The organism is Nocardia sp. NPDC051990 (assembly GCF_040680755.1).
Taxonomy (GTDB): Bacteria; Actinomycetota; Actinomycetes; order Mycobacteriales; family Mycobacteriaceae; genus Nocardia.
In genome coordinates, this window is record NZ_JBFAXH010000014.1 from 123229 (window position 1) to 146800 (window position 23572).

The 23572-nt window shown below is 64.5% G+C and carries 21 protein-coding genes, 1 tRNA gene and 1 pseudogene; 12 read left to right on the forward strand and 11 right to left on the reverse strand.

The genetic code is table 11. The features are described from left to right. Positions 1-127 precede the first annotated feature (127 nt). The 5 genes and pseudogenes from AB0L63_RS23645 to AB0L63_RS23665 all read left to right on the forward strand — a co-directional run. Complete coding sequence (locus AB0L63_RS23645; protein ID WP_364504680.1) at positions 128-319, forward strand: hypothetical protein; 192 nt, start codon at positions 128-130, stop codon at positions 317-319. Continuing rightward, entirely contained in the window at positions 316-645 is a 330-nt protein-coding gene (locus tag AB0L63_RS23650; RefSeq protein WP_364504682.1) for a hypothetical protein, read from the forward strand. Before AB0L63_RS23645 ends, AB0L63_RS23650 begins: the two co-directional genes overlap by 4 nt. An 8-nt stretch (positions 646-653) precedes the next feature. Continuing rightward, positions 654-1001 (forward strand): hypothetical protein, encoded by a 348-nt coding sequence (locus AB0L63_RS23655; protein ID WP_364504684.1) that lies wholly within the window; start codon positions 654-656, stop codon positions 999-1001. Positions 1002-1366: 365 nt separating this feature from the next. Beyond that, the gene (locus tag AB0L63_RS23660; protein WP_364504686.1) at positions 1367-1585 is read left to right on the forward strand and encodes a hypothetical protein; all 219 of its coding nucleotides are present in this window, start codon (positions 1367-1369) and stop codon (positions 1583-1585) included. Between the two features lie 170 nt (positions 1586-1755). After that, a pseudogene (locus tag AB0L63_RS23665) lies at positions 1756-2766 on the forward strand (recombinase family protein); the annotation flags it as partial. Between the two features lie 577 nt (positions 2767-3343). On the opposite strand, the gene AB0L63_RS23670 reads toward AB0L63_RS23665, so the two are convergent. Together AB0L63_RS23670 and AB0L63_RS23675 are read right to left on the reverse strand one after the other, a co-directional pair. Next, positions 3344-3419 (reverse strand) — tRNA-Ala (locus tag AB0L63_RS23670). A 252-nt stretch (positions 3420-3671) separates the two neighbouring features. Continuing rightward, positions 3672-4259: a TetR family transcriptional regulator C-terminal domain-containing protein gene (locus AB0L63_RS23675; protein WP_364504688.1), complete on the reverse strand. Its 588-nt coding sequence runs from the start codon at positions 4257-4259 to the stop codon at positions 3672-3674. Positions 4260-4342: 83 nt separating this feature from the next. Here AB0L63_RS23675 and AB0L63_RS23680 point away from each other — a divergent pair, with 83 nt between their 5' ends. From AB0L63_RS23680 to AB0L63_RS23695, 4 genes are all read left to right on the forward strand, one after another. Then, complete coding sequence (locus AB0L63_RS23680; protein WP_364504691.1) at positions 4343-5194, forward strand: class I SAM-dependent methyltransferase; 852 nt, start codon at positions 4343-4345, stop codon at positions 5192-5194. A 127-nt stretch (positions 5195-5321) separates the two neighbouring features. After that, a complete protein-coding gene (locus tag AB0L63_RS23685; RefSeq protein ID WP_364504693.1) occupies positions 5322-5513 on the forward strand; it encodes a hypothetical protein in 192 nt (63 codons plus the stop codon). Positions 5514-6011: 498 nt separating this feature from the next. After that, a complete protein-coding gene (locus AB0L63_RS23690) occupies positions 6012-6344 on the forward strand; it encodes a transglycosylase family protein (RefSeq protein WP_364504695.1) in 333 nt (110 codons plus the stop codon). Between the two features lie 397 nt (positions 6345-6741). Further along, positions 6742-8700: an MFS transporter gene (locus AB0L63_RS23695; RefSeq protein ID WP_364504697.1), complete on the forward strand. Its 1959-nt coding sequence runs from the start codon at positions 6742-6744 to the stop codon at positions 8698-8700. A gap of 36 nt (positions 8701-8736) precedes the next feature. On the opposite strand, the gene AB0L63_RS23700 is transcribed toward AB0L63_RS23695, so the two are convergent. The 6 genes from AB0L63_RS23700 to crcB form a co-directional block, all read right to left on the reverse strand. Then, positions 8737-9438, reverse strand: a complete 702-nt coding sequence (locus tag AB0L63_RS23700) for a thioredoxin domain-containing protein (protein WP_364504785.1) — start codon at positions 9436-9438, stop codon at positions 8737-8739. A gap of 208 nt (positions 9439-9646) precedes the next feature. Further along, positions 9647-10939 (reverse strand): MFS transporter, encoded by a 1293-nt coding sequence (locus tag AB0L63_RS23705; protein ID WP_364504699.1) that lies wholly within the window; start codon positions 10937-10939, stop codon positions 9647-9649. A 181-nt stretch (positions 10940-11120) separates the two neighbouring features. Further along, positions 11121-12761 (reverse strand): phosphoglucomutase (alpha-D-glucose-1,6-bisphosphate-dependent), encoded by a 1641-nt coding sequence (pgm, locus tag AB0L63_RS23710; RefSeq protein ID WP_364504701.1) that lies wholly within the window; start codon positions 12759-12761, stop codon positions 11121-11123. A gap of 47 nt (positions 12762-12808) precedes the next feature. Further along, positions 12809-13171 carry a CrcB family protein gene (locus AB0L63_RS23715; protein WP_364504703.1) on the reverse strand — a complete coding sequence of 121 codons (363 nt, stop codon included), beginning with the start codon at positions 13169-13171 and terminating at the stop codon, positions 12809-12811. Continuing rightward, positions 13168-13527, reverse strand: coding sequence for a DUF190 domain-containing protein (locus AB0L63_RS23720; RefSeq protein WP_364504705.1), 360 nt, complete (start codon positions 13525-13527; stop codon positions 13168-13170). The genes AB0L63_RS23715 and AB0L63_RS23720 overlap by 4 nt, the downstream gene beginning before the upstream one ends. Before the next feature lie 47 nt (positions 13528-13574). Then, positions 13575-14033: a fluoride efflux transporter CrcB gene (gene crcB / locus AB0L63_RS23725; RefSeq protein ID WP_364504707.1), complete on the reverse strand. Its 459-nt coding sequence runs from the start codon at positions 14031-14033 to the stop codon at positions 13575-13577. Positions 14034-14366: 333 nt separating this feature from the next. On the opposite strand from crcB, the gene AB0L63_RS23730 reads away from it, so the two are divergent. Continuing rightward, entirely contained in the window at positions 14367-15482 is a 1116-nt protein-coding gene (locus AB0L63_RS23730) for a lipase family protein (protein WP_364504788.1), read from the forward strand. Positions 15483-16035: 553 nt separating this feature from the next. Beyond that, positions 16036-18003, forward strand: coding sequence for a Stk1 family PASTA domain-containing Ser/Thr kinase (gene pknB, locus AB0L63_RS23735; RefSeq protein WP_364504709.1), 1968 nt, complete (start codon positions 16036-16038; stop codon positions 18001-18003). Positions 18004-18051: 48 nt separating this feature from the next. Here the strand turns inward: pknB and AB0L63_RS23740 are convergent, their stop codons facing one another. Next, positions 18052-19437, reverse strand: a complete 1386-nt coding sequence (locus AB0L63_RS23740) for a class II 3-deoxy-7-phosphoheptulonate synthase (protein ID WP_364504711.1) — start codon at positions 19435-19437, stop codon at positions 18052-18054. A gap of 762 nt (positions 19438-20199) precedes the next feature. On the opposite strand from AB0L63_RS23740, the gene AB0L63_RS23745 reads away from it, so the two are divergent. Further along, entirely contained in the window at positions 20200-20697 is a 498-nt protein-coding gene (locus AB0L63_RS23745) for a polyadenylate-specific 3'-exoribonuclease AS (RefSeq protein ID WP_364504713.1), read from the forward strand. A 60-nt stretch (positions 20698-20757) separates the two neighbouring features. On the opposite strand, the gene AB0L63_RS23750 is transcribed toward AB0L63_RS23745, so the two are convergent. Together AB0L63_RS23750 and AB0L63_RS23755 are read right to left on the reverse strand one after the other, a co-directional pair. Then, entirely contained in the window at positions 20758-22380 is a 1623-nt protein-coding gene (locus AB0L63_RS23750; protein ID WP_364504715.1) for a cytochrome bc complex cytochrome b subunit, read from the reverse strand. Continuing rightward, complete coding sequence (locus tag AB0L63_RS23755; RefSeq protein ID WP_364504790.1) at positions 22377-23552, reverse strand: ubiquinol-cytochrome c reductase iron-sulfur subunit; 1176 nt, start codon at positions 23550-23552, stop codon at positions 22377-22379. Before AB0L63_RS23755 ends, AB0L63_RS23750 begins: the two co-directional genes overlap by 4 nt. Positions 23553-23572 lie beyond the last annotated feature (20 nt).

Sequence of the window (23572 nt, forward strand, 5' to 3'; positions counted from 1 at the left end):
GGACAGTTTGTGCCCCTGGTCAATTGTGGCACGTGTCACGGTCATGGTGCACCGGCCGCCGGGATCGGAATTCCCGTGGGGCCGGGTGCACTCCAGAACCGTTCCAGGGAGCAGGAGCACACCCGACATGTCGATCATCCTCGTCGCCACACTGATTTCGCTACTGCTGTTCGTCATCGCTGTCCTCGGCCGCGTTGCCGAGGGCGGCGTCACCGACAGCGCTCGGCACATGAAGGCGCGGCTGACCGTCGCCGACATTCAGGCCAGACTCGCCGCCGAGCCACCACACACCTACGTCCCGATAAGCCGGGGGTGGTGAGCATGGGCCTGCTGCCATCCGCTCTGGGGTTCCTGCGCAGTGATGTCTCAGGGCTCAACCAGCCCCGCGATGAGTTGCGAATCCTCGCCGCCGCCAAGCGAACTGGTTACGACCTGCGGAAGACAATTGTGTTCAGCGAACACACCGAAGATCGCGTCCACCGCCTGCGGGTGGCCATCGCCCGCCTGGACGTCGATACCGTAATCGTGCCCAGCACCGAGCATTTCGACGACCATACGATCCCCGATGAACTGCTCGAGGTCGCCACCGTGATCACCGTGTCACCCGGGAACACCTGGGCCCGAACCCCTCGCCTCATGAGTTAGGCACCGCGATGTCTACTGAAGGCGTGACAGCGCTGCTGAACGGGGACCGCCCCGCCGGGTGGCTGCAATATCACGACGGGTCCTGGGCACCGGTCGGGCACGACGGCAGGGTCGGCCCTACGATCACAACCGACGACCTGCTCGCGGTCGCGCGAGAAGATCTGGCTGCACTCGAGGAAGCCGGACTGATCACAGAGGTTATCGACGTCGAGCCGCTCGAGGTCATCGACTTCGAGCACCAGAATCCGGGCGGAGGCGCACGAAGTACCCAACTCGCCTTGGATCGCGGGTCAACGGACCTCGCTCAGTGGCGGGATCGAGGTGGTCGGCCGAGGTTATCGGTATCAGCCGAGTAGGGCGGCAGGCGTAGCGAAACGCGCTCCGACGACTACAGGCGGGGCGCCTTTCACGCACCGCCGCGACCATATCCAGAGCGCCCCGGGGACAAGACAATTGCCCCTGGGGTGCACTCTTGTTGGCGACACCGATTGTTATCGAACCGTTTCGCACTGAAATGTCGAAATCGGGCCCCTTCTCGGCAGTTAACAGGCGCACGCAGCCAATAGGACGAAACCCAGCGGACCCCCGCGATCGACTCCAAGCCTTGACCACGGAACACGGAATTGCATCAATTCCCCTCCCGTACCGGGATAAACGCGGGTTCCCCTGCCAGTACATGGGTGACGCCACTCCAAACGCCGAACATCCCACAGGAGCCCCGATGGAACGCCCCGAACCCGGAAACCACGCCCCGACCAGCACCGAACCCGCCAAGCCGCCCGCCCGCGACCGCGCCCACCAACGCTGGCACATCGACCGAATCGACACCGAACCCCTCACCACCACCCAACACGACCACGCCGTCACCCTCCTCACCGACCTCATCACCGCATGGACCCACCGCCACCACACCGACAACGGCGAACGGAACGCCGCATGAAACACGCCGGCCGAAATACCCGCCACACCAATGCATTCGAAAAACGATCGAGGGACAATAGAACCGGCAATATACCAGACCGAATCCAGAACACGAATTCTGGTTCACCACAGGTTGTTTCAGACATCGGATTTTGCGAGAAGCGTGTATCGATGGGAAGGACCGGCAGCATGACAGGCAGCAAGAAATCCTCAACTTCGCGTAACTCCACCGACACAGCCGCGTGGGAACAGGACGTGCGGGTAGGGACTTACACTCGCCGTTCCACCACCGAGGACAACCAGCCCTACTCCATCGAAGCCCAGGACGCTCGCCTGGACTCTTACATCGATTCCCAACCCGGCTGGCGACACACGACGTCCTTCACCGACGACGCCTCCGGTGCCAGCACCGAGCGGCCCGGCCTGCAGCGCGCGCTACAAGGGGCGCGTGCCGGGGTCATCGATGTGCTCGTGGTCTACCGGGTTGATCGCTTCTCCCGCAACCTGCGTGACCTGGTCACCCTGCTCGACGAGCTGGACCGGGCCAAAGTCGTGTTCCGTTCCGCCACAGAACCATTCGACACTTCCACGCCCATGGGTCGCATGCTGGTGCAGATGCTGGGTATGTTCGCCCAGTTCGAACGCGACACCATCATCGACCGCGTCATCGCCGGGATGGAACGTAAAGCAGCCAAAGGACTGTGGAAGGGCGGCAAACGTCCCTACGGCTACCGAGTCGACAAGACCACCCAAACGCTCGCCGTTGACGAGGCTGAAGCCGTGGTTGTGCGCATGATCTTCGAGCTCTACTCCTGCCGTCGTCTCGGTGCCCGTGCGGTCGCCGGGGAGTTGAATACGCGGGGGCATCGCGCCAGCACTGGCCGCGAATGGTCCGGCCATCACGTGCTGCGGATTCTCAACAGCCGGATCTATCTCGGCGAGTTGACCTTCCGTGACACCACCGTCACTGATACCCACCCGGCCCTCATCGACACCGACATCTTCGACCACGCCCAAACAGTTCTCGAAGCGCGCGGGGAATCCCACGCCCACCGCGCCGCGAACTCCTCGGACTATCTCTTGACCGGTCGCCTGCGTTGCCCGCGGTGCGGGCGCGCCATGATCGGTACCAGAGCCACCGGACGCTCCCGCACCTACCGCTACTACACCTGCTTCAACCGTGCCCGCTACGACAGCGACAAGTGCGACTTCACCCGTCTCGACGCGGACTCTGTCGACGCCGCCGTCCTGGAAACTCTCGGCACGTTCTACCGCACCCGCCACGACCTGATCAGCCAAGCCATCCAAGCTCAGAAGCGCCACCACCGAGACACCAGCAGCGACACCCGCGCCGAACTGGCCACCGTCTCCGCTGAACTCACCAAGACCCAGCAAGCGATCGACCGGTATCTGAACGCCTTCGAAAACGGCACCCTCGACCCCGAACTCCTCGCCGGACGACTCAGCGAATTGCGCACCAAGACAACCCAGCTCGCCACCCGCCGCGACGAACTCACCGCCACCCTGGCCAGCGAACCCACCGCCCCGGAACCCGCCGCGCTGGACGGCATCTCCGACCACATCGCGGAAATCATCACCAACGGCACCCGCACTCAAGCCAAGGCGCTGATCGAGGCCCTGGTCGCCCAGGTCGCCATCACCGGCCCCGACCGCCTCGTCCCCACGTTCCGCATCCCCCAACCCGGAAACGACATTGGGGCTGGTACCGCTTCTGCGGTACCAGCCCCAATGGAGTCGGTTCGTGCAATGACACGATTGGTGGAGCTAAGGGGACTCGAACCCCTGACCCCCACACTGCCAGTGTGGTGCGCTACCAGCTGCGCCATAGCCCCGGATGGGTTGCCGTCGGGTTTCCCTGACTGCCTGAACGAAGTTACACCACCGGCGCATCGGCAACCAAATCGCCTCGATTCGGGGGGTGACGGAGGGGTTGTTCGAACATGGAATCGAACACATATTCGATCGCAATGATCTCGTGCGTCAGGCTTCCGGCAGCGGCCCGGAGTTTACGATCCGGGCACAACCTCAGGAACTTCAGACGATGTTCGGCATCGCGGCCGTAACGGCGGGATATCCCCGAACATCTACGCCATGATTAGTGCCGCAACGTGCATTCGCAGTACCGCCTGCACTGTTGCCGGGTCTACAGCTCCGTGTGCGGTGACGGCATTCAGCGACAGGCCGGAGACGAGAGCGGCCAGGCGAACCGCTTCCGCAACAGGATGCGCTACTCCAATCGCGATCAGCGCCTCAACCAAGACGGCGTGCAAGTCTGCCGCCATCTGCCTGGTCACAGGCACGAATGCGGGACTGGTCCGCGAGGCGGCAAAGACTTCCAGCAGGACAACCGCTTCGCGGCGCCTCTCATCATCCAACGGAACGATTTCCTCGAGCACGGCGATCAAATGGCGCCTCGCCGCTTCACCAACGGGACGGCGTGGCACCGCATGGCGGGCAAGCCGCTGCCCCATGCGGTCGCCTGCCGCGGTCACCGTCGCGACGACCAGAGACTCGTGATCGGCGAAGTAGTGGCGAACCGACCCGATGTTCAGACGAGCCTCCGCTGCGACCTTCCGAAAAGTGACAGCAGCCAACCCTTTCTCAACAACCAAGCGCAGAGCCGCCTCGGTGATATGGCGCCGACGCTCATCGGAATCAACCTGCACTGGCATCGCTACAGCATAAATCGACGGTGCTTAAATATCACACTCGTGATACAAAGGGTTGGCGATGCCGACACCGAGAGAGGAACACCATGCGCGAAGCAGAAGCTGTCGCCACCAATCGAGCCAACTGGGATGACCGAGCCGACGTCCACGCTCGTTCCAAGATGTACGACGTCGAAGGCTTCCTGGCCGACCGGACAGAGATCTCCACGGTCGTGCGCAACGACCTGTCGGTGCTCACGCCTCACTTGCCGGAATCCGGAATCCAGGGCCTCTCGCTGCTGCACCTCCAATGCCACATCGGCACAGACACCATCTCGTGGGCGCGCCTCGGCGCGGCCGATGTCCACGGCCTTGATTTCTCGCCCAACTCCCTGGCCCACGCAACCAGAATCGCGAAGACCGACGGCAGCGACATCACCTGGGTGGAAGGTGACGCGCGATACGCCTCGACCCTGATCGACCGGCACTTCGACATCGTCGTCACCAGCGCCGGGACGATCGTCTGGCTCCCAGACCTCACATCCTGGGCGCAGTCGATCCATGACCTTCTCGAACCGGGAGGGGTGTTCATGATCCGCGACGATCACCCGATCCTCGGAGCAATGGAGTTCGAACCTTGGGAGATCACCGACGACTACCTCGGCGGCGGAGGCGCCCGCACGTACGAAGACTCCGGCACCTACACGGACAACGCCGCCGGAGCAGAGATCGAGCACGTCACCAACCACGAATGGCGTCACGACCTGGGCGAGATCATCGGCTCACTACTGAACGCCGGACTCAGGATCGAGGCATTCACCGAGCTGCCCTACATGGACTGGCCGGCGTTCTCCGACCTCACCCCCTGCCCGCAGGGATGGACCCTGACGGAAAAGTCGCACCGGATACCCCTGAATTTCGCCGTCGTCGCCAGACGTCCAAACCGGCCAAATTCTTGACGCGGATCGGAACGGAAGATCAGCATGCCCCGAGCCATAGCTGCTGTTGACGCGCAAAAGTGAGCCAATCGCACCCGGCGTGCCGACCAACCCGCGGTTCAACCCACACCGCCGTTCGTGATCACACATGTCCGATTCCTCGTGTGTCATCGCCGAGCTGCGTGTCGTCGCGCCGGGAGTGCAGACGATGGGGATGCGACTGCGCGATGTGAGTATGCCGGATGGATCCGCGGAGCATGCCGTAGTGGCGGGCGAGCGCCGCTCGGCCGGGCAAGAGCCACGCCAGCGGCTGCCCGCTGCGGCACAGGCCGATGCGTAGGCAGCGCCAGCGAGCACCGACACGCCACACGGCGCGATTTGTCGACCATGAATCGAGTCGGGCGGGATTCACAAATACCCCAGCGGATAACAAATTCATCATCCGCACCCGGCGGGACGTACATCGAACCGGCGGCAGAACCGGACATTCATCCCAGGATTCGGTCCGAACCGCGATGGACATCACTATTTCACAGTGATACCGAACACATAACGCAACTATCACGGACCGCCATATATCTACATTTTTACCCAGCCGAACTGGGGGAGTATCGAAAACCTCGGTCTGCCGCCGAATCAATTCGGCCGTTATTTCAATGTGATCTGGCGCGAATTCTTCGCTAGCGTCGTCGACAGCCCCGATCAACGCGATGGGCTCGAACTCGAACCGCCGAACGCCGGTAACCCTGCCCCGCGGTTTCGAGGGTCCCCGACATTGCTGGGGGCAGGGACACGGCGGAAGTCCACCGGGGCCGAGCGGGCGCAGCCAGGAATCCACATGACTCAGAAGCGCAAGTTCACCCGTGCCCTTGGTCTCGCCGCCGTCGCCGGCGCCATCGCCGCTGTTCCGTTCGGCCTGGCCACCGCCACCGCCTCGGCCTCCGGCCACAACTGGGACGCCGTCGCACAGTGCGAGAGCGGCGGCAACTGGGGCATCGAGACCGGTAACGGCTTCTCCGGCGGCCTGCAGTTCACGCACAGCACCTGGGCCGCCAACGGCGGCTCGGGTAACCCGAGCAACGCCAGCCGCGAGGAGCAGATCCGCGTCGCGGAGAATGTGCTCGCCACCCAGGGACCGGGCGCTTGGCCCGTGTGCGGCGCTTACCTGTAAGACCGGATAGACCTGACGGGGTCTGTGCCATCAGGCACGGGCCCCGTTGTCGTCAATAGGACATCAACGAAATCACCAGTGCCGGAGCTATTTCCCACAACCCAGCGAACAACCCCCATACAATTCCGGCGAACACCCATCCCACATCGGGGTCGAACCCTACCGCTGCGGCCGGATTCATAATTCCCATCGCAGCTCGAGGCGCCCGCGAAGTCAACGAATAGTCCCACTCATCGGTACCGCTTATTCCAATCGCATAAATCGATCGTTCTCATGGTCCGAAACGCCTGCGGGCAGTGATCCATCTCATTACCCTGTGTCCACCCGGCAACTCGTCCTGATCCAGGTACGGTTCAGATCCTTTACGAAATGCCGTGGCTAGAAAGGCATCTCGACCATGAGCTCGACCCAGATTGCGGATCCGCCGACCGTGCTCACAGGGCTGTGGCAACGCAAGCTACCGCACTATCCCGATACACCCGCGCGCTCCTGGTATCTGGCCGTCGTGGTCATCGCCTCGATCGCGCTCTACTACCAGGTATTCGTCACCGGCGCGGTGGGCAATGAACTCATCGCCTACTTCGACCTGTCCTTCGCCTACTTCGTCTGGATCTTCATCATCGGCGCCGCCTTCGGTGCGGTCGCCTCGGTACTCGCGGGCGTACTGGATCGATGGGGGCGGGCAAATATCGTCGCCTACGGCGTGGTGATCTGCTCACTGCTGACGCTGTTCGCGGTGCCCGCAACGACCACCAAGGAGCAGTACCTGTTCGTGTACTGCCTGGTGAGCATTGTCGAGGGCGCGGTGCTGGTGGCCACACCGGCGCTGATCCGCGACTTCTCCCCGCAGCTGGACCGAGCGTCGGCGATGGGCTTCTGGACGCTCGGACCGGTCATCGGCGCCTTGGTCACCACGCAGATCTCCACCCGCACGCTCGACGCGCATCCGGATTGGCAGTACCACTACCGGCTGTGTGGTGTGATCAGCGTCGTCATCGCGGTGGTCGCGATGGTCGGATTGCGTGAACTCAGTCCGCAATTGCGCGACCAGATCATGGTGACGTTGCGCGACCGTGCGTTGATCGAGGCCCGGGCCCGTGGTCTCGATGTCAAGGGACTCGAACGAGGCGTATGGCGACAGATGTTACGTCCCAACATCGTCGGCTCCGCCTTAGCGATCAGCCTGTTCCTCGCCTTCTTCTACACCATCGTGTCGTTCCTACCGGTGTATATGGCGACGAACTTCGGCTTCAGTTCGGCCAAGGCCAATGCGCTCGGCAATTGGTACTGGGGCGCGAATGCGATAGCCCTGGTGCTGGCCGGGATCGTGTCGGACAAAGTCAAGGTGCGCAAGCCGTTCATGATCGTCGGCGCGCTTATCAGCATCGTCGGAATGTACATCTTCATCGGCTACACCGATCAGCCCGACACCGATTACTACGCGTTCGCGACGGTCTTCGTGGTGATCGCGATCGGCACCGGCATCGCCTATTCCACCTGGATGGCGAGCTTCACCGAAACGGTCGAGGCCCGTAATCCGGCCGCGACCGCGGTGGGTCTCGCGGTGTGGGGCGGCACGCTGCGCGGGGTTGTCACCGTGGTGCTGTTCGGCTTGCTGATCATGGTGAACGCGGCAGGACCACTGGTCAACTACGGACCGCGGCTGTCGGAGATCACGCACAAATACGCCCAGCAACTCGCGACCATCCAGACCGTCGGCCCGGAGACCCTTGCCGCCCTGCAACAGAACCCCAATGATCAGGCCGCACAGGTCACCGCGCTGACCAAACTGACCGGCGCGACACCTGCCGATATCCAGACCACCGTCGGACTCAACACCCACTACCCGCAGGAGTTGGCAACCCTGGGGGCCATCGATTCGGCCACACTGGCCACACTGGCCACGAACCCAACCGATGCGAACGCCGGACTCGCGGCGGTCGGACAGGTCGCGAAGAAGTTCGGCATTCCGGTGGACCAGGCGATTTCGCGCCTACAAGCCGTGCAGCAGATTCCGACGGCCGATCTCGCGGTGGCGGCGACCGTCGGCCCCAAATTGGCGCAGGCGACTACGCAGTTACAGTCGGTTGGCACCATCCCTGCCGATGATCAGGCCTATCTGGCCGCACACGCCAAGCAAGTGCAGCAGGCGAAGGCCGATTCCCCCGAACAATGGAAACGCTGGTGGTGGATCTGCCTGGCCGCGCAGGTCGTGTTCCTACCGTTCGTCTTCCTGATGGCCGGACACTGGGACCCGAGGGAGGCGGCCGCACAGGCCAAGGCGCACGACGAAGCCGTCGAGCGCGAACTGGCCGCGATCGCGAAGGGGCGGCCGGAGCCGGAACCTGCCGGTTAGGTGCTTCGTGCCGGGCGGCGCCACCGCCCGGCACGATCACTTCGTCAGGTCGACGACCCATTGGTGGTTGTTCACGTCGATCTTGTTCTTGCCGTCGAAAACGGCGGGCGTAGCGACCTCGCCATTGGCATCGGTCAGTGCGGCGCGCGCCATTTGCGCGTGGATCTTCGCCGCGTCGAGTTTCGCGCCGGAGTTGATGCATTGCACTGCCTCCAGCGAGGCGCCCGATTCCTTGGCGGCGTTCGCGAGATCGTCATTGCTGAGATCCGCGCCGCCTTCCGTCGGCTGCTTGGAGGTGAACAGCAGCGCGTGGAATTTCGAATACACCGGACCCGAACCGTTATCCGCGACGCATTCGTTCGCGGCGACCGCACGAGTCGAAAAATCCTTGCTCTTCGACTTCGGGTCGAGGAATGTCACGAAGTGATAGCGGACGGCGAGCTTGCCCGCATCCATCTGCTGCGCGATCTCCTGACCGTAGAGCCGCTCCAGCACGCCGCAGGACGGGCACAGCGGATCCTCGTACATATCGACCGTCTTGGCCGCGTCCGGGCGGCCGAGGAGAATCGTGCCGTTGTTCTGGTCCAGGACCACGTGCACATCCGCGCTGTGCACCGGCCCGTATCCGTCATTGCGGATCTCGGCGTCATCGCGCCCCCACCGGAACGCCAGGATCACGATCAACACGATTAGCGCGAGCGCCACGCCACCCAGGGCATACGTGGTCGCGCTGGACATCGGCCGCGGCGTGTACTTCGATCCCGGTTCGCTCACGACTGCGCCTCGCTGACGCTCGGCTCCGTCGTGCGCGATTGCGCGCTGTGTTGATGGTTCACTCGCTGACGCTCGCTCACCCCGAACACTCTGCCCCAACCACCGCCCACTCGGTGCACGGGGTGCTCGTTCAGGCAAACCTCGAGGGCACACGCTACGGATAGACATCCAGTCAGCGAGAGGTGTATTTGTTGCCCAAGTGGTCGGGGTTCGGGCTTTCGACGCGGAGGGGCTCGGCGCCGTCGGGGCCGCAGATGTGGTCCGGTGGGCAATCCACGACCGGTTCCACCACCGATTCGACACCGCGTCGGTGCAGTGGTTCCGGAACGAGCGCCCAGATCGCGGCCGCGACGGCGAGTAGTGCACCGGTCAAGGCGAGAGCGATGCCGTAGGAGAAGTGTTGGGCCACCGCGCCCACCGCGACCGGGCCGATGACGGTGCCGAGGTCGGCCGCCATCTGGAAGCCGGCGAGCACCGGCCCGCCGCGGGCCTTCGGTCCGATGACGTCCGCGACCGTCGCCTGCTGTGCGGGAGTGAACATGCCCGAGCCCAGCCCGGCCACGAATGAGGTCGCAAGCAGCCAGGGCAGGTTCGACGCGATACCGAGTCCGGCGGTACCGGCCGCACAGATCAGGGATCCGGTGATCAGGAATGGCTTGCGCCCGAAGCGGTCCGAGAGCCTGCCTGATGCGAAAAGCACCGCCACATTGCCCGCGGCGAACATCGTGAGCGTCACCCCGGCCATGCCCGGTTTCTGATGCAGCACTTCGACGACAAGCAGCGGCACCAGCGCCATTCGCACGCCGAATACCGCCGCACCATTGGCGAAATTCGACAGCAGCACCGCCCGGTACTCCGACCGCGCCAATCCCTCCCGGAACGACATCAGCCGCAGCCCGCCCACCGGTTCGGGCGCGGCCAATGTCGAATGCCGCAGGTTCACGTAGACAACCGCGGTAGCGAGTAACAGCGCCGCCGCGTAGATCAGGAACGGCGCGCGCAATCCGAGCCCCGAGAGCGCACCGCCGACCAGCGGACCACTCACCGACCCGATCAGAAAACTCGTGGACCACAGTCCGGACACCCGCCCGCGCTGCGCCGGCGGCGACATCCGGATCACCAGTGCCAGTGACGACACCGTGAACATGGTTGAGCCGACCCCACCCGCCGACCGCAATATCAGCAGCTGCCAATAACTCTGCGCGAACGCACTCGCCCCGGTCGACACCGCGACAATCAACAGGCCGCCGAGGTACACCGACCGCTCCCCCAGCCGCTGCACCAACCGCCCACTGACCGGTGCGAACAGCAGCCGCATCAACGCAAACGCACTGACAATTGCCGACGCGGCCGCAACCCCGACCCCGAACCCCCGGGCAAACTGCGGCAATACCGGTGCCACCAGCCCAAACCCGACGGCGATGACGAACGAAGCACCGACCAATACCCAGATCTCGACAGGCACAGCCCTGGAGGCCGCCCCGCCCGATGCTGTCGAACCTGACGATGCTACTGATCCGGAAGCTCCAGGCGAATCCGACACCGCTGCCGTCCCCGTCGACCCCAACGCCGTCGCAGATCGCTCCGAAACCGCCCGAACCGGTCCCGCCAAACCTAGCGAACCCGCCGAATCCGCAGTCGATCTATCACTCACCGGACAGCGCCTGCCCCACCACTTCTTCCGCGGCCGCTTGGACCTGGGCCAGGTGTTCGGGGCCCTGGAAGGACTCCGCGTAGATCTTGTACTTGTCTTCGGTGCCGGAGGGGCGGGCGGCGAACCAGGCGTTTTCAGTGGTGACCTTCAGGCCGCCGAGGGGCGCGCCGTTGCCGCGGGCGCGGGTGAGGACCGCGGTGATGGGCTCACCGGCGATCTCCTTTGTGGTGATCATGTCCGGTATCAACCTCCCGAGCAGCGCTTTCTGTTCCGCGGTCGCCGGGGCGTCGATGCGGTCATAGGCCGGACTGCCGTAGCGCTTCTCGAGTTCGACATAGCGCGCGGACGGGCTCTGGCCCGTGACCGCGGCGATCTCGGTGGCCAGCAGGGCGAGCAGGATGCCGTCCTTATCGGTGGTCCACACCGTGCCGTCCATCCGCAGGAAGGATGCGCCCGCACTCTCCTCACCGCCGAAAGCCAGACTGCCGCTGAACAATCCGGGCACGAAGAATTTGAATCCGACCGGCACTTCGTACACATCGCGCCCGAGTACGCTGACCACTCGGTCGATCATCGACGAACTCACCGCCGTCTTGCCGATCTTGGTGAGCGCATCCCAGCCCATCCGATTCGCGACCAGATATTCGATGGCGACCGCGAGGAAGTGGTTCGGATTCATCAGGCCGCCATCGGGTGTGACGATGCCGTGCCGATCCGCGTCGGCATCGTTACCGGTGGAGATGTCGTAGTCGTCCTTGATGGCGATCAGCGAGGCCATCGCATAGCGCGAGGACGGATCCATCCGGAGCTTGCCGTCGGAATCCAGCGTCATGAACCGCCAGGTCGGATCGACGAACGGGTTGACAACCTCGAGTTCGAGGTCGTAGCGCTGCCCGATCTCCTCCCAGTAGTCGACGCTGGCACCACCCATCGGATCGGCGCCGAGTCGGATCCCGGCGCCACGAATGGCGTCCAGGTTGAGCACATTCGGCAGATCCGCGATGTACTGGTCGAGGTAGTCGTAGCGCTCGACGCAATTCTCCAGCGCATGCCGCAGCGTGGTCCGTCGCACCCCGGCCAAGCCGTTGCGCAACAGTTCGTTGGCGCGGGTGGCGATGGCGTCGGTGGCCTTGGTGTCGGCCGGACCACCGTGCGGCGGATTGTATTTGAAGCCACCGTCGCGCGGCGGGTTGTGCGACGGCGTAACGACGATGCCGTCGGCCTGATGTTTTGCGCCGCCGCGGTTGTGCCGCAACACCGCATGACTCAGCGCGGGTGTCGGGGTGTAGCGATCGCGGGCGTCGATCATCGCGGTCACATCATTGGCGGCCAGTACTTCGAGCGCGGTGGTCCACGCGGGTTCGGATAACGCGTGGGTATCGCGGGCCAGATAGACCGGACCGGTAATCCCCCGCGTGGCACGGTATTCCACGATCGACTGGGTAATGGCCAGGATATGCGCCTCGTTGAACGCGGTGTCCAGGCTGGAGCCTCGATGACCCGAGGTGCCGAATGCGACCTGCTGTGCGGGCTCGGCCGGATCCGGGATGCGGCTGTAGTAGGCCGTCACCAGACGCGCGATGTCCTCGAGGTCGGTGGGACGCGCGGGTCGCCCGGCTCGATCATGGGCCATGCTCGGGTCTCCCTTCCATGTCGGCTGCGCCCGGCTCGTCATCAAAATCATGTCCACAACCACTGCGTCGTGGCCGCGGCGACGAACACCGCGGTCAGGCTGGTCACGACGCTGAGCACCACATTGCCCAGCGCATAGGCGTAGGCGCCCTCGGCCGCGAGCCTGATCGTCTCGTAGCCGAACGTGCTGAATGTGGTCAGCGCACCGCAGAAACCTGTCCCCGCGGCGGCCAACAGCCAGTTGTTCGTGCCGGCGCCGATCAGTCCACCGAGCAACGCCGAACCGACAATATTAACGGTCAATGTGCCCAGCGGTAGCAGAGATTCGAATCGCGCGGCAATCGCACGGTCGATGAGATACCGCGCCGGGGCGCCGAGCATGCCGCCGGCCAGGACGAGCACCACCATCATCGGGCGACCCCCAGCGTCGGCTGCCAGATCTCGACTTCGGACAATGCGACATTCACCGCGGCGAGCACCTCGGAATTCTGTGCGACGAAGGTACGCAACCGCTCGGCCTCGTCGATGATCATCACCAGCACGGGTAGGTGTTCGGCCAGATCGAGGATCCGACTGGTGTGGATGCGCGAGGACGCGCCGTAACCCTCCACCCCGCGCCACACGCTGGCACCGGCCAGTCCGGCGTCGCGGGCTCGCCGCACGATCTCATGGAACAGGGGCCCATGCCGCCACTTGTCGTCCTCGTCGAGCAGTAGCGTCAGCCGCGCCGCCGGGTGCCACTGTCCAGCCGCCGGACCAGTGCCCATCGGTGAATCTTCCATCGCCTGACCCCCTTCCGTCGCGCTCTCCACTGTCAACTCGTCCGCCGTGCCGTACCAGTAGCCCACCGCGCCAAAATCATGCCGAGCACGACGGCCCCCAGTCCCGCCACCACTGTCCCCCCGAGATAGCCGAGCGCCTCGACTACGGCACCCGATTCGAGCAGTCTACGAACCTCGAGGCTGTAGGTGGAAAAAGTGGTGAAGCCGCCGAGCACACCGATACCGACAAATGGGCGGAGCAGTCTGTGGGCTACCCATACCTCGGTGATCAGAACCATCAGAATTCCGATCGCAAAGCATCCCACGACATTGATCGTGAAGGTTGCCCAGGGGACCTGGTGCGGTCGCGCCGGCCACCATACGCCGATGCCGTAGCGCGCCAGCGCGCCGAGACCACCGCCGAGGGAGATCACCGCAAGCACCGACGGCTCGACAGCAGGGATGCGGGCCCGCTGCCCCATGCGCTGACCTCCTGCCGAGCCGAATGTCACCGGCGCAATGCTAATGGTCGGGTCGGCCGGGCCGAACATCCGGGACGGCGGCACGTACCATGACCAGCGCCGTTCGTCGACATGGCGGCGCACGGAAGCTACGAACGCCTGAAGGTTCGGCCGAAGTTCCCACCCACCCCCAACGGACATAGGTCGGGAGCGATGATGGCGACACCAATGGCGGTGCCCGAAGCGCCTCGGAAGGCGGCGAAAAGCGGGCGCCAGCAACTATTCGGCAGATCGATTCGCCGCAACTGGGGCCCCTCGGTCCGGCGACTCGGCATCGCGGCTTTGGCGGTCGCGCTGGCCGGACTCGGCCATGCACCGCCCAGCATGGCAGAGCCGATCTATCCGATTCCGGAGCCGGACGGTTTCTATTGGGCGCCACCGGATGTGGCCAACTTCCAGCCCGGTGATGTGATCCGCAGTCGGCCGGTGGGCGCGCCGGGCTTTCCCGGTGCGACGGTATGGCAGTTGCTGTACCGGTCGATCGATTCGGCGGGCAATCCCATCGCGGCCATGACCACCCTGCTGCTGCCCGTGGGCGGCGGACGCAACCGGCCGCTGGTCTCGTATCAGCCGTTCGTCAATTCGCTTGGCATGCAGTGCGCGCCGTCGCACAGCCTCTTCGACGGCCGCATGCAGGAAGCGCCCGCGCTGAATCTGCTGCTGGCTCGCGGCTGGGCGGTCGCGGTTCCCGACCACCTCGGGCCGACCAGCGCCTATGGCACGGCCCGTCTCGGCGGCCAGCTCACCCTGGACGGGATACGCGCGGTAAAGCGTTTCGTACCAGCCGATCTCGCGGATAGTCCGGTCGGTATGGCCGGATACTCGGGCGGCGCCATGGCGACCGGGTTCGCGGCGGCGATGGCACCGGAGTATGCGCCGGAGCTGCCGATCGTCGGGGTCGCACAGGGCGGGGTCGCGGTGAATATCGACAAGCTGGCCCGTGATGTCGGCGTGCAGCCGAACCCCCTGTTCGGCCTCGGATTCGCGGCGATGATCGGTCTCGAGCGCGAATATCCTGCCCAGCTGTCGATGGAGCGGTTCCTCAAACCCGAGGGTTGGGCACTGCGCAACCAGGTCGCCAATGCCTGCACCTCCGAAATCATCGCGGCAGGCGAGAACAAGGACTTCGACGATGTCTTCAACGGCTCGATGTTCGACGCCGACGACGCCACGATCCGGATCCTGCAGGAGAACAGCCTGGAGACATATCCCGGTGTACCACGCGCTCCGATCTACGAATGGCACGGCGCCAACGATCACCGGGTGGATCCATGGCTGGCCCGCGAGGTGGTTGGCCGCTATTGCGCGGCGGGCACGCCGGTACTGTTCGACCTGATTCCGGGCACCGACCACAATGCGGCGGCACTCGCCGGTGCGCCACGGGCATTCAACTATCTGTCCGACCGGTTCGCGGGACTTCCAGCCCCGAGCAACTGCTGACGCGAACACAACACAGCGCCCACGTCGATGCTGACGAGGACGCTGTGCCAGTTCGGACAGACGTGAGTGACCTCCTTGTTCGGCCACCACGGAGCGAGTTTTACGAGCGAGGAGTTCGCGGCCCGTCTCGCGTCCGAGTCGTCGAAGCGCAAACGACGAAGTCCTGAGCCCCGACCGCCCGGCACCTTTGCAATAGGTACCGAACGACCAGCTCAGGCGACCACAACGGAGCGAGTCTTACGAGCGAGGAGTTCGCGGCCCGTCTCGCGTCCGAGTCGTCGAAGCGCATGCGACGAAGTCGCGAGTCTCGACGGCTCGGACGCGAGACGGGCCGCGAACGGGTCGGTCCGAGTCGTCGAAGCGCATGCGACGAAGTCGCGAGTCTCGACGACTCGGACGCGAGACAGCAGGGGGCCGCGAACACGCCGCGCCCGCGCAGCCAAAAACACAGCCATTCGACACAGCTACGATCGTGGGCGGGCCGCATCGGGCGGTCATTCGCTTGTCGCATCGGAGCGAGGGTGAGAACTTTGTGAAAGCCGGAGGACATCACTTGATCGGGCAAATCCTCGAGGGGCGCTACCGCATCGACGCACCGATCGCGCGGGGCGGGATGTCGATGGTCTTCCGAGGTGTGGATACCCGCCTGGACCGTCCGGTCGCCATCAAGGTGATGGACCCCAAGTTCGCCGCCGATCCCCAGTTCCTGTCCCGGTTCGAATTCGAGGCGCGCTCGGTCGCCAAGCTCAAGCATCCCTCCCTGGTCGCGGTATACGACCAAGGCGTGGATGGCGAATATCCGTTCCTGATCATGGAGTTGGTCGAGGGCGGCACGCTGCGCGAACTCCTGCGCGAACGCGGTCCGATGCCGCCGCACGCGGTGCGCGCGGTCGCCGAGCCGTTACTGGCCGCGATCGGCGTCGCGCATTCGGCGGGCCTGATCCATCGCGATATCAAACCGGAGAATGTGCTGATCTCCGATTCCGGCGATGTCAAGATCGCCGATTTCGGGCTGGTTCGAGCCGTCGCGGCCGCGAACACCACCTCAGCGAGCGTGATCCTCGGCACCGCCGCCTACCTGTCACCCGAACAGGTGACCGCGGGCAGCGCCGATTCCCGCAGCGACGTCTACTCCTTCGGCATCCTGATCTTCGAACTACTCACCGGCCAGGTCCCGTTCATCGGCGACACGTCACTATCGGTGGCATATCAGCGCATAGAGAATGATGTGCCCAGCCCGAGCGCATTCATCGCCGGAATCCCGCCGGAGTTCGACGAGCTGATCGCGCGGGCCACCAACCGCGAACCCACACATCGCTTCGCCGATGCCAACGAGATGGCGGCCGAACTGCATTCGATCGGGGTCGCGCTGAATCTGCCGCCATATCGGGTACCCGCGCCACAGGAATCGGCCGAACATCTCAGCGCCAGCTACCATGCCGCCGCGCCGACCCCGCAGCAAGCCAGGGCCGCGGCACCACCGCCACCGTCCGCACAGCACACCAAGGTCGTCACCGCGGCGCGGCCGCGCGTGCCCGATTACGGTCCGCCCGACAACTACGGACCGCCGGACACTTACGGGCCACACGATCACTACGCGCCATCACATTCGCCGCAGCCGTCACCCTTCGCCGAAGACCGGGCCAAGTCGCGTCGCATGGTACTGATCTGGGTCGCCATCGTCGCGATCCTTACCCTGCTCGTCGGGATCGGTGGCTGGTGGTTGGGCATCGGGCGCTACTCGGCCGTCCCATCGGTCGCCGGAAAAGATCAGGCAAGCGCGATTTCGGCGCTGGCGGATGCCGGTTTCGACACCGAGACCAGACCGAAGACCTCCGACACCATCCCGGTCGGCGGGGTGGTCGGCACCGATCCCTCGGCCGGCTCCAAGGTCACCAAGGGCTCGACGGTGGCCGTGCTGATCTCCAGCGGCAAACCCCGGGTACCGGATGTCAAAGCGGGCGACGACATTTCGAAGGTCAACCAGCTCATCCGCGATGCCGGACTGCAACCGGTGGACGCTGGCGAAACCGGCAGCACCGCACCCAAAGGCACCTTCGCGAAAGTGGACCCGGCGCCCGGCACCGTCCTTCCGCTGGCCGCGCAGGTAAAGGTGTACCGCAGCAAGGGATCTCAGCCGGTGAAGATGCCCGATCTGCGCGGCAAGACCACCGAGGAAGCGAACAAGGTGCTCGCCGCGGCCGGAATCACGGTGCGCGAGACCCGAACTCAGTACGACCGCACGATCGACGCGGATAAGGTCATCGCCACCGAACCGGCTGCGGGCGCCACGATCGAGTCCGGCGACGGTATCACCCTGATCGTCTCGAATGCCGTGAAGGTGCCGCTGCTGGTCGGCTCGAGCGTCGCCGACGCCCGCTCCAAGCTACAGGCACTCGGCTTGGTGGTGGCGGTGCGTCAGCTCACGCCGTCCGAGAGTTCCCTGGTGATCGGCCAAGTTCCGGGCGTTGGTTCCAATGTCGAGGCGGGCAGCACCGTCTCGCTGACGGCACTGCCCTGACGACAAAGGAGCGCCGCATGTCGCGGCGCTCCTGTCGGAAAGCCTTGGTCAGCGCAGCATTTCGGCGACCAGGAAGGCGAGTTCCAGCGATTGCTGGGTGTTCAATCTAGGGTCACACGCGGTCTCGTAGCGACCGGACAGATCCAGATCGGAAATGTCCTGGGCACCGCCGAGGCATTCGGTGACATCCTCACCGGTGAGTTCGATGTGCAGACCACCGGGATGCGTGCCGAGCGCATGGTGCACCTCGAAGAAGCCCTGCACCTCGTCGATGATCCGGTCGAAGTGCCGCGTCTTGTAGCCGGTGGAGGCCTCGTGGGTGTTGCCGTGCATGGGGTCGCACTGCCAGATGACCTGGTGTCCGGTCGCCTGGACCTTCTCGATAATGGGCGGCAGCACATCGCGAACCTTGGTATTGCCCATGCGCGATACGATGGTCAACCGGCCCGGCTCGTTATTGGGATCGAGCCGCTCGACGTACTCCACGGCCTGATCCGGCGTGGTTTTCGGGCCGATCTTCAGGCCGATCGGGTTGGCCAGCAGTTCCGCGAAGGCGATATGCGCGCCCTCGAGCTGACGGGTGCGCTCGCCGATCCACAGGAAGTGCGCGGATAGGTCATAGAGCACCGGCTCGCCCGCCGGGCGCTCGCCGAGGCGCAGCATGGCGCGCTCGTAGTCCAGCACCAGCGCCTCATGACTGGCGTAGATGCGGGCCGACTGCAGGCTCGGATCGTTCACCCGACAGGCGGTCATGAAGGCCAAACCGCGGTCGATCTCCTCGGCCAGTGCCTCGTAGCGCGCACCGGCCGGCGACTGGGCGACGAAGTCGCGGTTCCAATCATGGACGCGGTGCAGATCTGCCATCCCCGCGCTGGTCAGGGCGCGTACCAGGTTCATGGCCGCGCTGGCGTTGGCGTAGGCGCGCACCAGTCGCGAGGGGTCGTGCTCACGCAGCTTCGCATCGGCGACGAGCGAGTTCACCATGTCACCGCGGTAGGACTTGAGGCCGCGCGCGTCGGTATCCGAGGAACGCGGCTTGGCGTACTGGCCCGCGATGCGCGCGACCTTGACCACCGGCAGACTGGCGCCGTAGGTCAGCACGACGGCCATCTGCAGCAGGGTGCGGATATTGCCCCGGATATGCGGTTCGGTGTTATCGGCGAAGGTCTCCGCGCAATCACCGCCCTGCATCAGGAATGCCTCGCCGCGCGCGACCTCGGCGAGCTGCCCGCGCAGCTCCTCCACCTCGGCCGGCACGCAGATCGGCGGCACGCTCTCCAGCACGGTGCGCATCATCGCCGCCTGCTCCGGATCCCACGCCGGCTGCTGCAGCGCCGGACGCGCCAACGCGTCGTCCAGCCGCCTACGCAGCTCCGCGGGCAGCGGTGGCAGTTCCGGCAGGCGATCGATAGGTACATCGACGGTCCAGTTCACTTGTTCAGAATACGGATTCCTCAGCGCGCTGGTACCCGGAGGTAGGGGTCGATCACGCACCAAGGTGTTACAAATCCATACCCTCGGTAGATCCCGTTGCACAGCCCACGAAACACGCCACATATGGTTGACGGCTGTGGGTACCTCGAAGGCGACCGAATGATCGCAATGGCGTCCCGACTTCCGCCCATCACCATCGGAAAACCAGTAGTCGTCGCTATATTGTTCGATAGTCTCCCGATCCCACTTCACCAGATCTTCCGCACGGGCATCGGCCGGCTGCCGGGTGAGCCAGAGCCCCGAATTCTCCGGCCGACTATCGAATTCATCCCCATTGCTGTGATGAATTCACCCGGCCGCAGCTTTCGGTCGAGTCGGGCTTTTATTATCAATCGATGCCACGATTTCCAGCGAGTCGCGGTATTCAGTATCCACACGACGAAATATGGCCACCATCGTGCGAACTCTTCCACCGACGCCCCGGTGCACCACATCCCGGTGCCGCTTCGATCGCACCCCGGCGCCTCAACTCATGCACGTGCGCGCTATAGATACCGTGTTCGAGAATGGCTGGGCGAGAACAACTTTCGACCGAGTATCGCAGATATCTCCGACCGGGATCATCATCGTCATGCTTATTACACAATCCCCGAAGCCGCACAGGTCGAGAACAATCGGACACACTACAACGCAGCAGAATTTTTCATAAACCCCACATCCCCGAAATACGCGGGTTCATGGTATCAGGAAGGCGGGAAGTGATTGAGGTATTTTTATGACACAGAATTCATTGAAGATGGCAAAGTAATAGACTTGGTTTCAATCGGCGTTGTCTGCGAGGACGGGCGCGAATATTACGCGGTCTCCACAGAATTCGACCCCGATCGCGCAGGCCCCTGGGTACGCAAATACGTGTTACCGCAGCTTCCCCCGCCCGCATCGCCGTTGTGGCGCAGTCGCGAGCAGATCCGCGACGACCTCTATAAATTCTTGGTACCCCGACCGACGGTGCAACCCGAACTGTGGGCCTGGGTGGCCGCCTACGACCACGTCGCGCTGTGTCAGCTCTGGGGCTCCATGATCGACCTGCCCAACGCCCTCCCCCGCTACACCAATGAGCTGCGTCAGCATTGGGAGGCGCACGGCCGTCCCGAACTGCCCCCGGTCCCCCCGGACGCCCACGACGCCCTTGCCGACGCCCGCCACAACCTGGCCAAATTCGAGGCCATCGAGGCCGCTCGCCGCCGCGTTTCCCTTTGACAGCACAGGGCCCCGAGTCGAAGGAATTCGACTCGGGGCCCTGTGCTTATCGACTTTCGGTCAGTGCGGGTGCTTACCGTTGTGACCGTTCGCCTTCTCCTGGACCTTCTGCAGTACGGCGAGCTGCTTGTGCTCTTCCTCATGCTCGGCCTCGAAGGCCTGTTCGATCTCGTGCGTCGGGTCGGGGCGCAAGAAGCTACCGGTGCCCGGCTTACCGGCCGAACCCAGCTTGTTCATCTTCTTGGGCACTGGCGCGCCCTGGTACTCCAGCGGGATCGGGTGGCCGTGATCGTCGACCGGTCCCAGCGGCTGGTGCACCTCGATGTATTCACCGTGCGGCAGGCGCTTGATCACACCGGTCTCGATGCCGTGCTCGAGCACCGCGCGGTCGCTGCGCTGCAGACCGATGCAGAACCGGTAGGTGAAGAAGTACGCCACCGGCGGCACGACCAGCAGGCCGATGCGGCCCATCCAGGTGGTGGCGTTCAACGAGATGTCGAACTTCAGCGCCAGGATGTCGTTGACGCACGAGAGCGTCAGCACCACGTAGAAACCGATCGACATCGCACCGATCGCAGTGCGCACGGGCACGTCGCGCGGGCGCTGCAGCAGGTTGTGGTGCACATCGTCGCCGGTCATGCGCTTCTCGATCCACGGGTACAGGATCAGCACCATGAACACCAGACCCATGATCAGCGCCACCCAGAACACGGCGGGAACCGTGTAGCGACCCAGGTAGAGCTCCCACGGCGGCATCAGACGTGCCAGACCGTCGGTCCACATCATGTAGAAGTCGGGCTGCGAACCAGCCGACACCTGCGATGGGTTGTACGGCCCGATGTTCCAGATCGGGTTGATCTGCAGCACACCGGCCAGGATCGCCACGATGCCGAGGGTGAAGGCGAAGAACGCACCCTGATCCGAGGCGAACACCGGCACGATGCGCGCGCCGACGACATTGTTCTCGGTGCGGCCCGGACCGGGGAACTGCGTGTGCTTCTGGTACCAGACCAGTGCCACATGCGCGGCGATCAGCGCCAGGATGATGCCGGGGAACAGCAGCACGTGGGCGATGTACAGGCGCGGAATGATGATGTCGCCGGGGAAGTCACCGCCGAAGATCATCCAGTGCATCCAGGTGCCGACGATCGGGATGCTCATCGTGATACCACCGAACGCAGCCCGCAGACCGGTACCCGAGAGCAGGTCGTCGGGCAGCGAGTAACCGAAGAAGCCCTCGAACATGGCCAGGATCAGCAGCAGGCAGCCGATGACCCAGTTCGCCTCGCGCGGCTTGCGGAACGCGCCGGTGAAGAAGATGCGGAACAGGTGCACGATGATCGAGGCCGCGAAAAGCAGTGCGGCCCAGTGGTGCACCTGGCGCACGAACAGACCGCCGCGCACCTCGAAGGAGATGTTCAGCGCCGTCTCGTAGGCCCGCGACATGGTCACACCACGCAGCGGCTGGTAGGCGCCGTTGTAGACGACCTCGCTCATCGACGGATCGAAGAACAGGGTCAGATACACACCCGACAGCAGCAGGATGATGAAGCTGTAGAGCGCGATCTCGCCGAGCAGGAACGACCAGTGGGTCGGGAAGACCTTGTTGATCGACCGCTTCACGAACGCCGCGGCGCGGTACCGCTCGTCCGCCTCATTGGCTTGGGCTGCAACCCGACTCATGAACGACGCTCCCAGTAGGCCGGTCCGAGCGGCTCGATGAAGTCGCCGGCTGCGACCAGGTAGCCCTCGGAGTTGACGGTGATCGGCAGCTGCGGCAGTGCGCGAGCGGCGGGACCGAAGACCGGCTTACCCCATTCGGTCGCCAGGAACTGCGACTGGTGGCAGGGGCACAGGATCCTATTGGTCTGCTGCTCGAACAGCGACGTCGGGCAACCGAGGTGGGTGCAGATCTTCGAGTAGGCGAAGTAGTCGCCGTAGTTGAAGCTCTCCTGCCCCTTGCGCTTGATGGCCTTCTGCGCGTCTTCGGTGCGCAGCCGGATCAGCATGACGGCGTTGCGGATACCGCGCAGGGACTGCAGCGTCGCGTGCTCGTCACCGCGCCACTTGTCCTTCCACGGGAACACCGTCTCCATGGCACCCGCGTCCAGATCCTCCGGACGCACCAGCACGATGTCCTCGGGGCGACCGGTATCGCGACGGATGTAGATCGTCTCGCCGGGGAAGTCCGGGGTCCAACCCGAAACCCACAGCGGCGACTTGTCGCCCTTGGCCCACGGGTTCTTGATCATGCCGCCGACGAAGACAAGCAGCGCGCCGATGCCGAGCACGCCGACACCGGCACCTGCGGTCCGGGTGATCATCTTGCGGCGACCCAGCGTGGAGGTATCCAGCGCGTCCTGCAGCTCGGCGACCAGGGTGCGGCGCTCGACCTCGGGCGAGGGCCCGTCGTGGCGCTGCTGAATGGACAGCTCGGCCGGGATGAACTTCTTGCGGATCAGCACCACCGCGATGCCGATGACCAGCACCGAGATACCGAAGCTGAGGCCGACCAGCGGGGTGAACAGCGAGTAGGCGGCGTGGCCGTCCTCGTTCTTGCCCTTGAACTCCCAGGGCCAGAACAGGAAGACCCCGACCAGGACCGCGGCCGCGATACCGGAGACCGCGAACCAGAACGTGACCTGCCGCTCGGCGCGCTTCTCGGCGCGGGTGCCCGGTACCGGGAATCGCTCGCGCCGGTAGGCGACGTCGACGTCGTCGCGCTCGGTACCGAGCTTGACCAGCTCGTCCCGCGACATCGCGTCGAGTTCTTCCTCGGTGGGCTCCGCGGGCGTGACGTTCACCTGCGCGTTCGACGGTTCCACACCGTCGTGGCCCTCATCCGGCCGACCCATGTCAGTTGGCTCCTTGCTAT

Coding starts and splice junctions, on each gene's coding strand:
- AB0L63_RS23645 (WP_364504680.1), top strand. CDS start 128: ATGTCGATCATCCTCGTCGCCACACTGATTTCGCTACTGCTGTTCGTC.
- AB0L63_RS23655 (WP_364504684.1), top strand. CDS start 654: ATGTCTACTGAAGGCGTGACAGCGCTGCTGAACGGGGACCGCCCCGCC.
- AB0L63_RS23660 (WP_364504686.1), top strand. CDS start 1,367: ATGGAACGCCCCGAACCCGGAAACCACGCCCCGACCAGCACCGAACCC.
- AB0L63_RS23675 (WP_364504688.1), bottom strand. CDS start 4,259: ATGCCAGTGCAGGTTGATTCCGATGAGCGTCGGCGCCATATCACCGAG.
- AB0L63_RS23680 (WP_364504691.1), top strand. CDS start 4,343: ATGCGCGAAGCAGAAGCTGTCGCCACCAATCGAGCCAACTGGGATGAC.
- AB0L63_RS23685 (WP_364504693.1), top strand. CDS start 5,322: ATGTCCGATTCCTCGTGTGTCATCGCCGAGCTGCGTGTCGTCGCGCCG.
- AB0L63_RS23690 (WP_364504695.1), top strand. CDS start 6,012: ATGACTCAGAAGCGCAAGTTCACCCGTGCCCTTGGTCTCGCCGCCGTC.
- AB0L63_RS23695 (WP_364504697.1), top strand. CDS start 6,742: ATGAGCTCGACCCAGATTGCGGATCCGCCGACCGTGCTCACAGGGCTG.
- AB0L63_RS23700 (WP_364504785.1), bottom strand. CDS start 9,438: ATGTCCAGCGCGACCACGTATGCCCTGGGTGGCGTGGCGCTCGCGCTA.
- pgm (WP_364504701.1), bottom strand. CDS start 12,761: ATGGCCCATGATCGAGCCGGGCGACCCGCGCGTCCCACCGACCTCGAG.
- AB0L63_RS23715 (WP_364504703.1), bottom strand. CDS start 13,171: ATGATGGTGGTGCTCGTCCTGGCCGGCGGCATGCTCGGCGCCCCGGCG.
- AB0L63_RS23720 (WP_364504705.1), bottom strand. CDS start 13,527: ATGGGCACTGGTCCGGCGGCTGGACAGTGGCACCCGGCGGCGCGGCTG.
- AB0L63_RS23730 (WP_364504788.1), top strand. CDS start 14,367: ATGGCAGAGCCGATCTATCCGATTCCGGAGCCGGACGGTTTCTATTGG.
- AB0L63_RS23750 (WP_364504715.1), bottom strand. CDS start 22,380: ATGAGTCGGGTTGCAGCCCAAGCCAATGAGGCGGACGAGCGGTACCGC.
- AB0L63_RS23755 (WP_364504790.1), bottom strand. CDS start 23,552: ATGGGTCGGCCGGATGAGGGCCACGACGGTGTGGAACCGTCGAACGCG.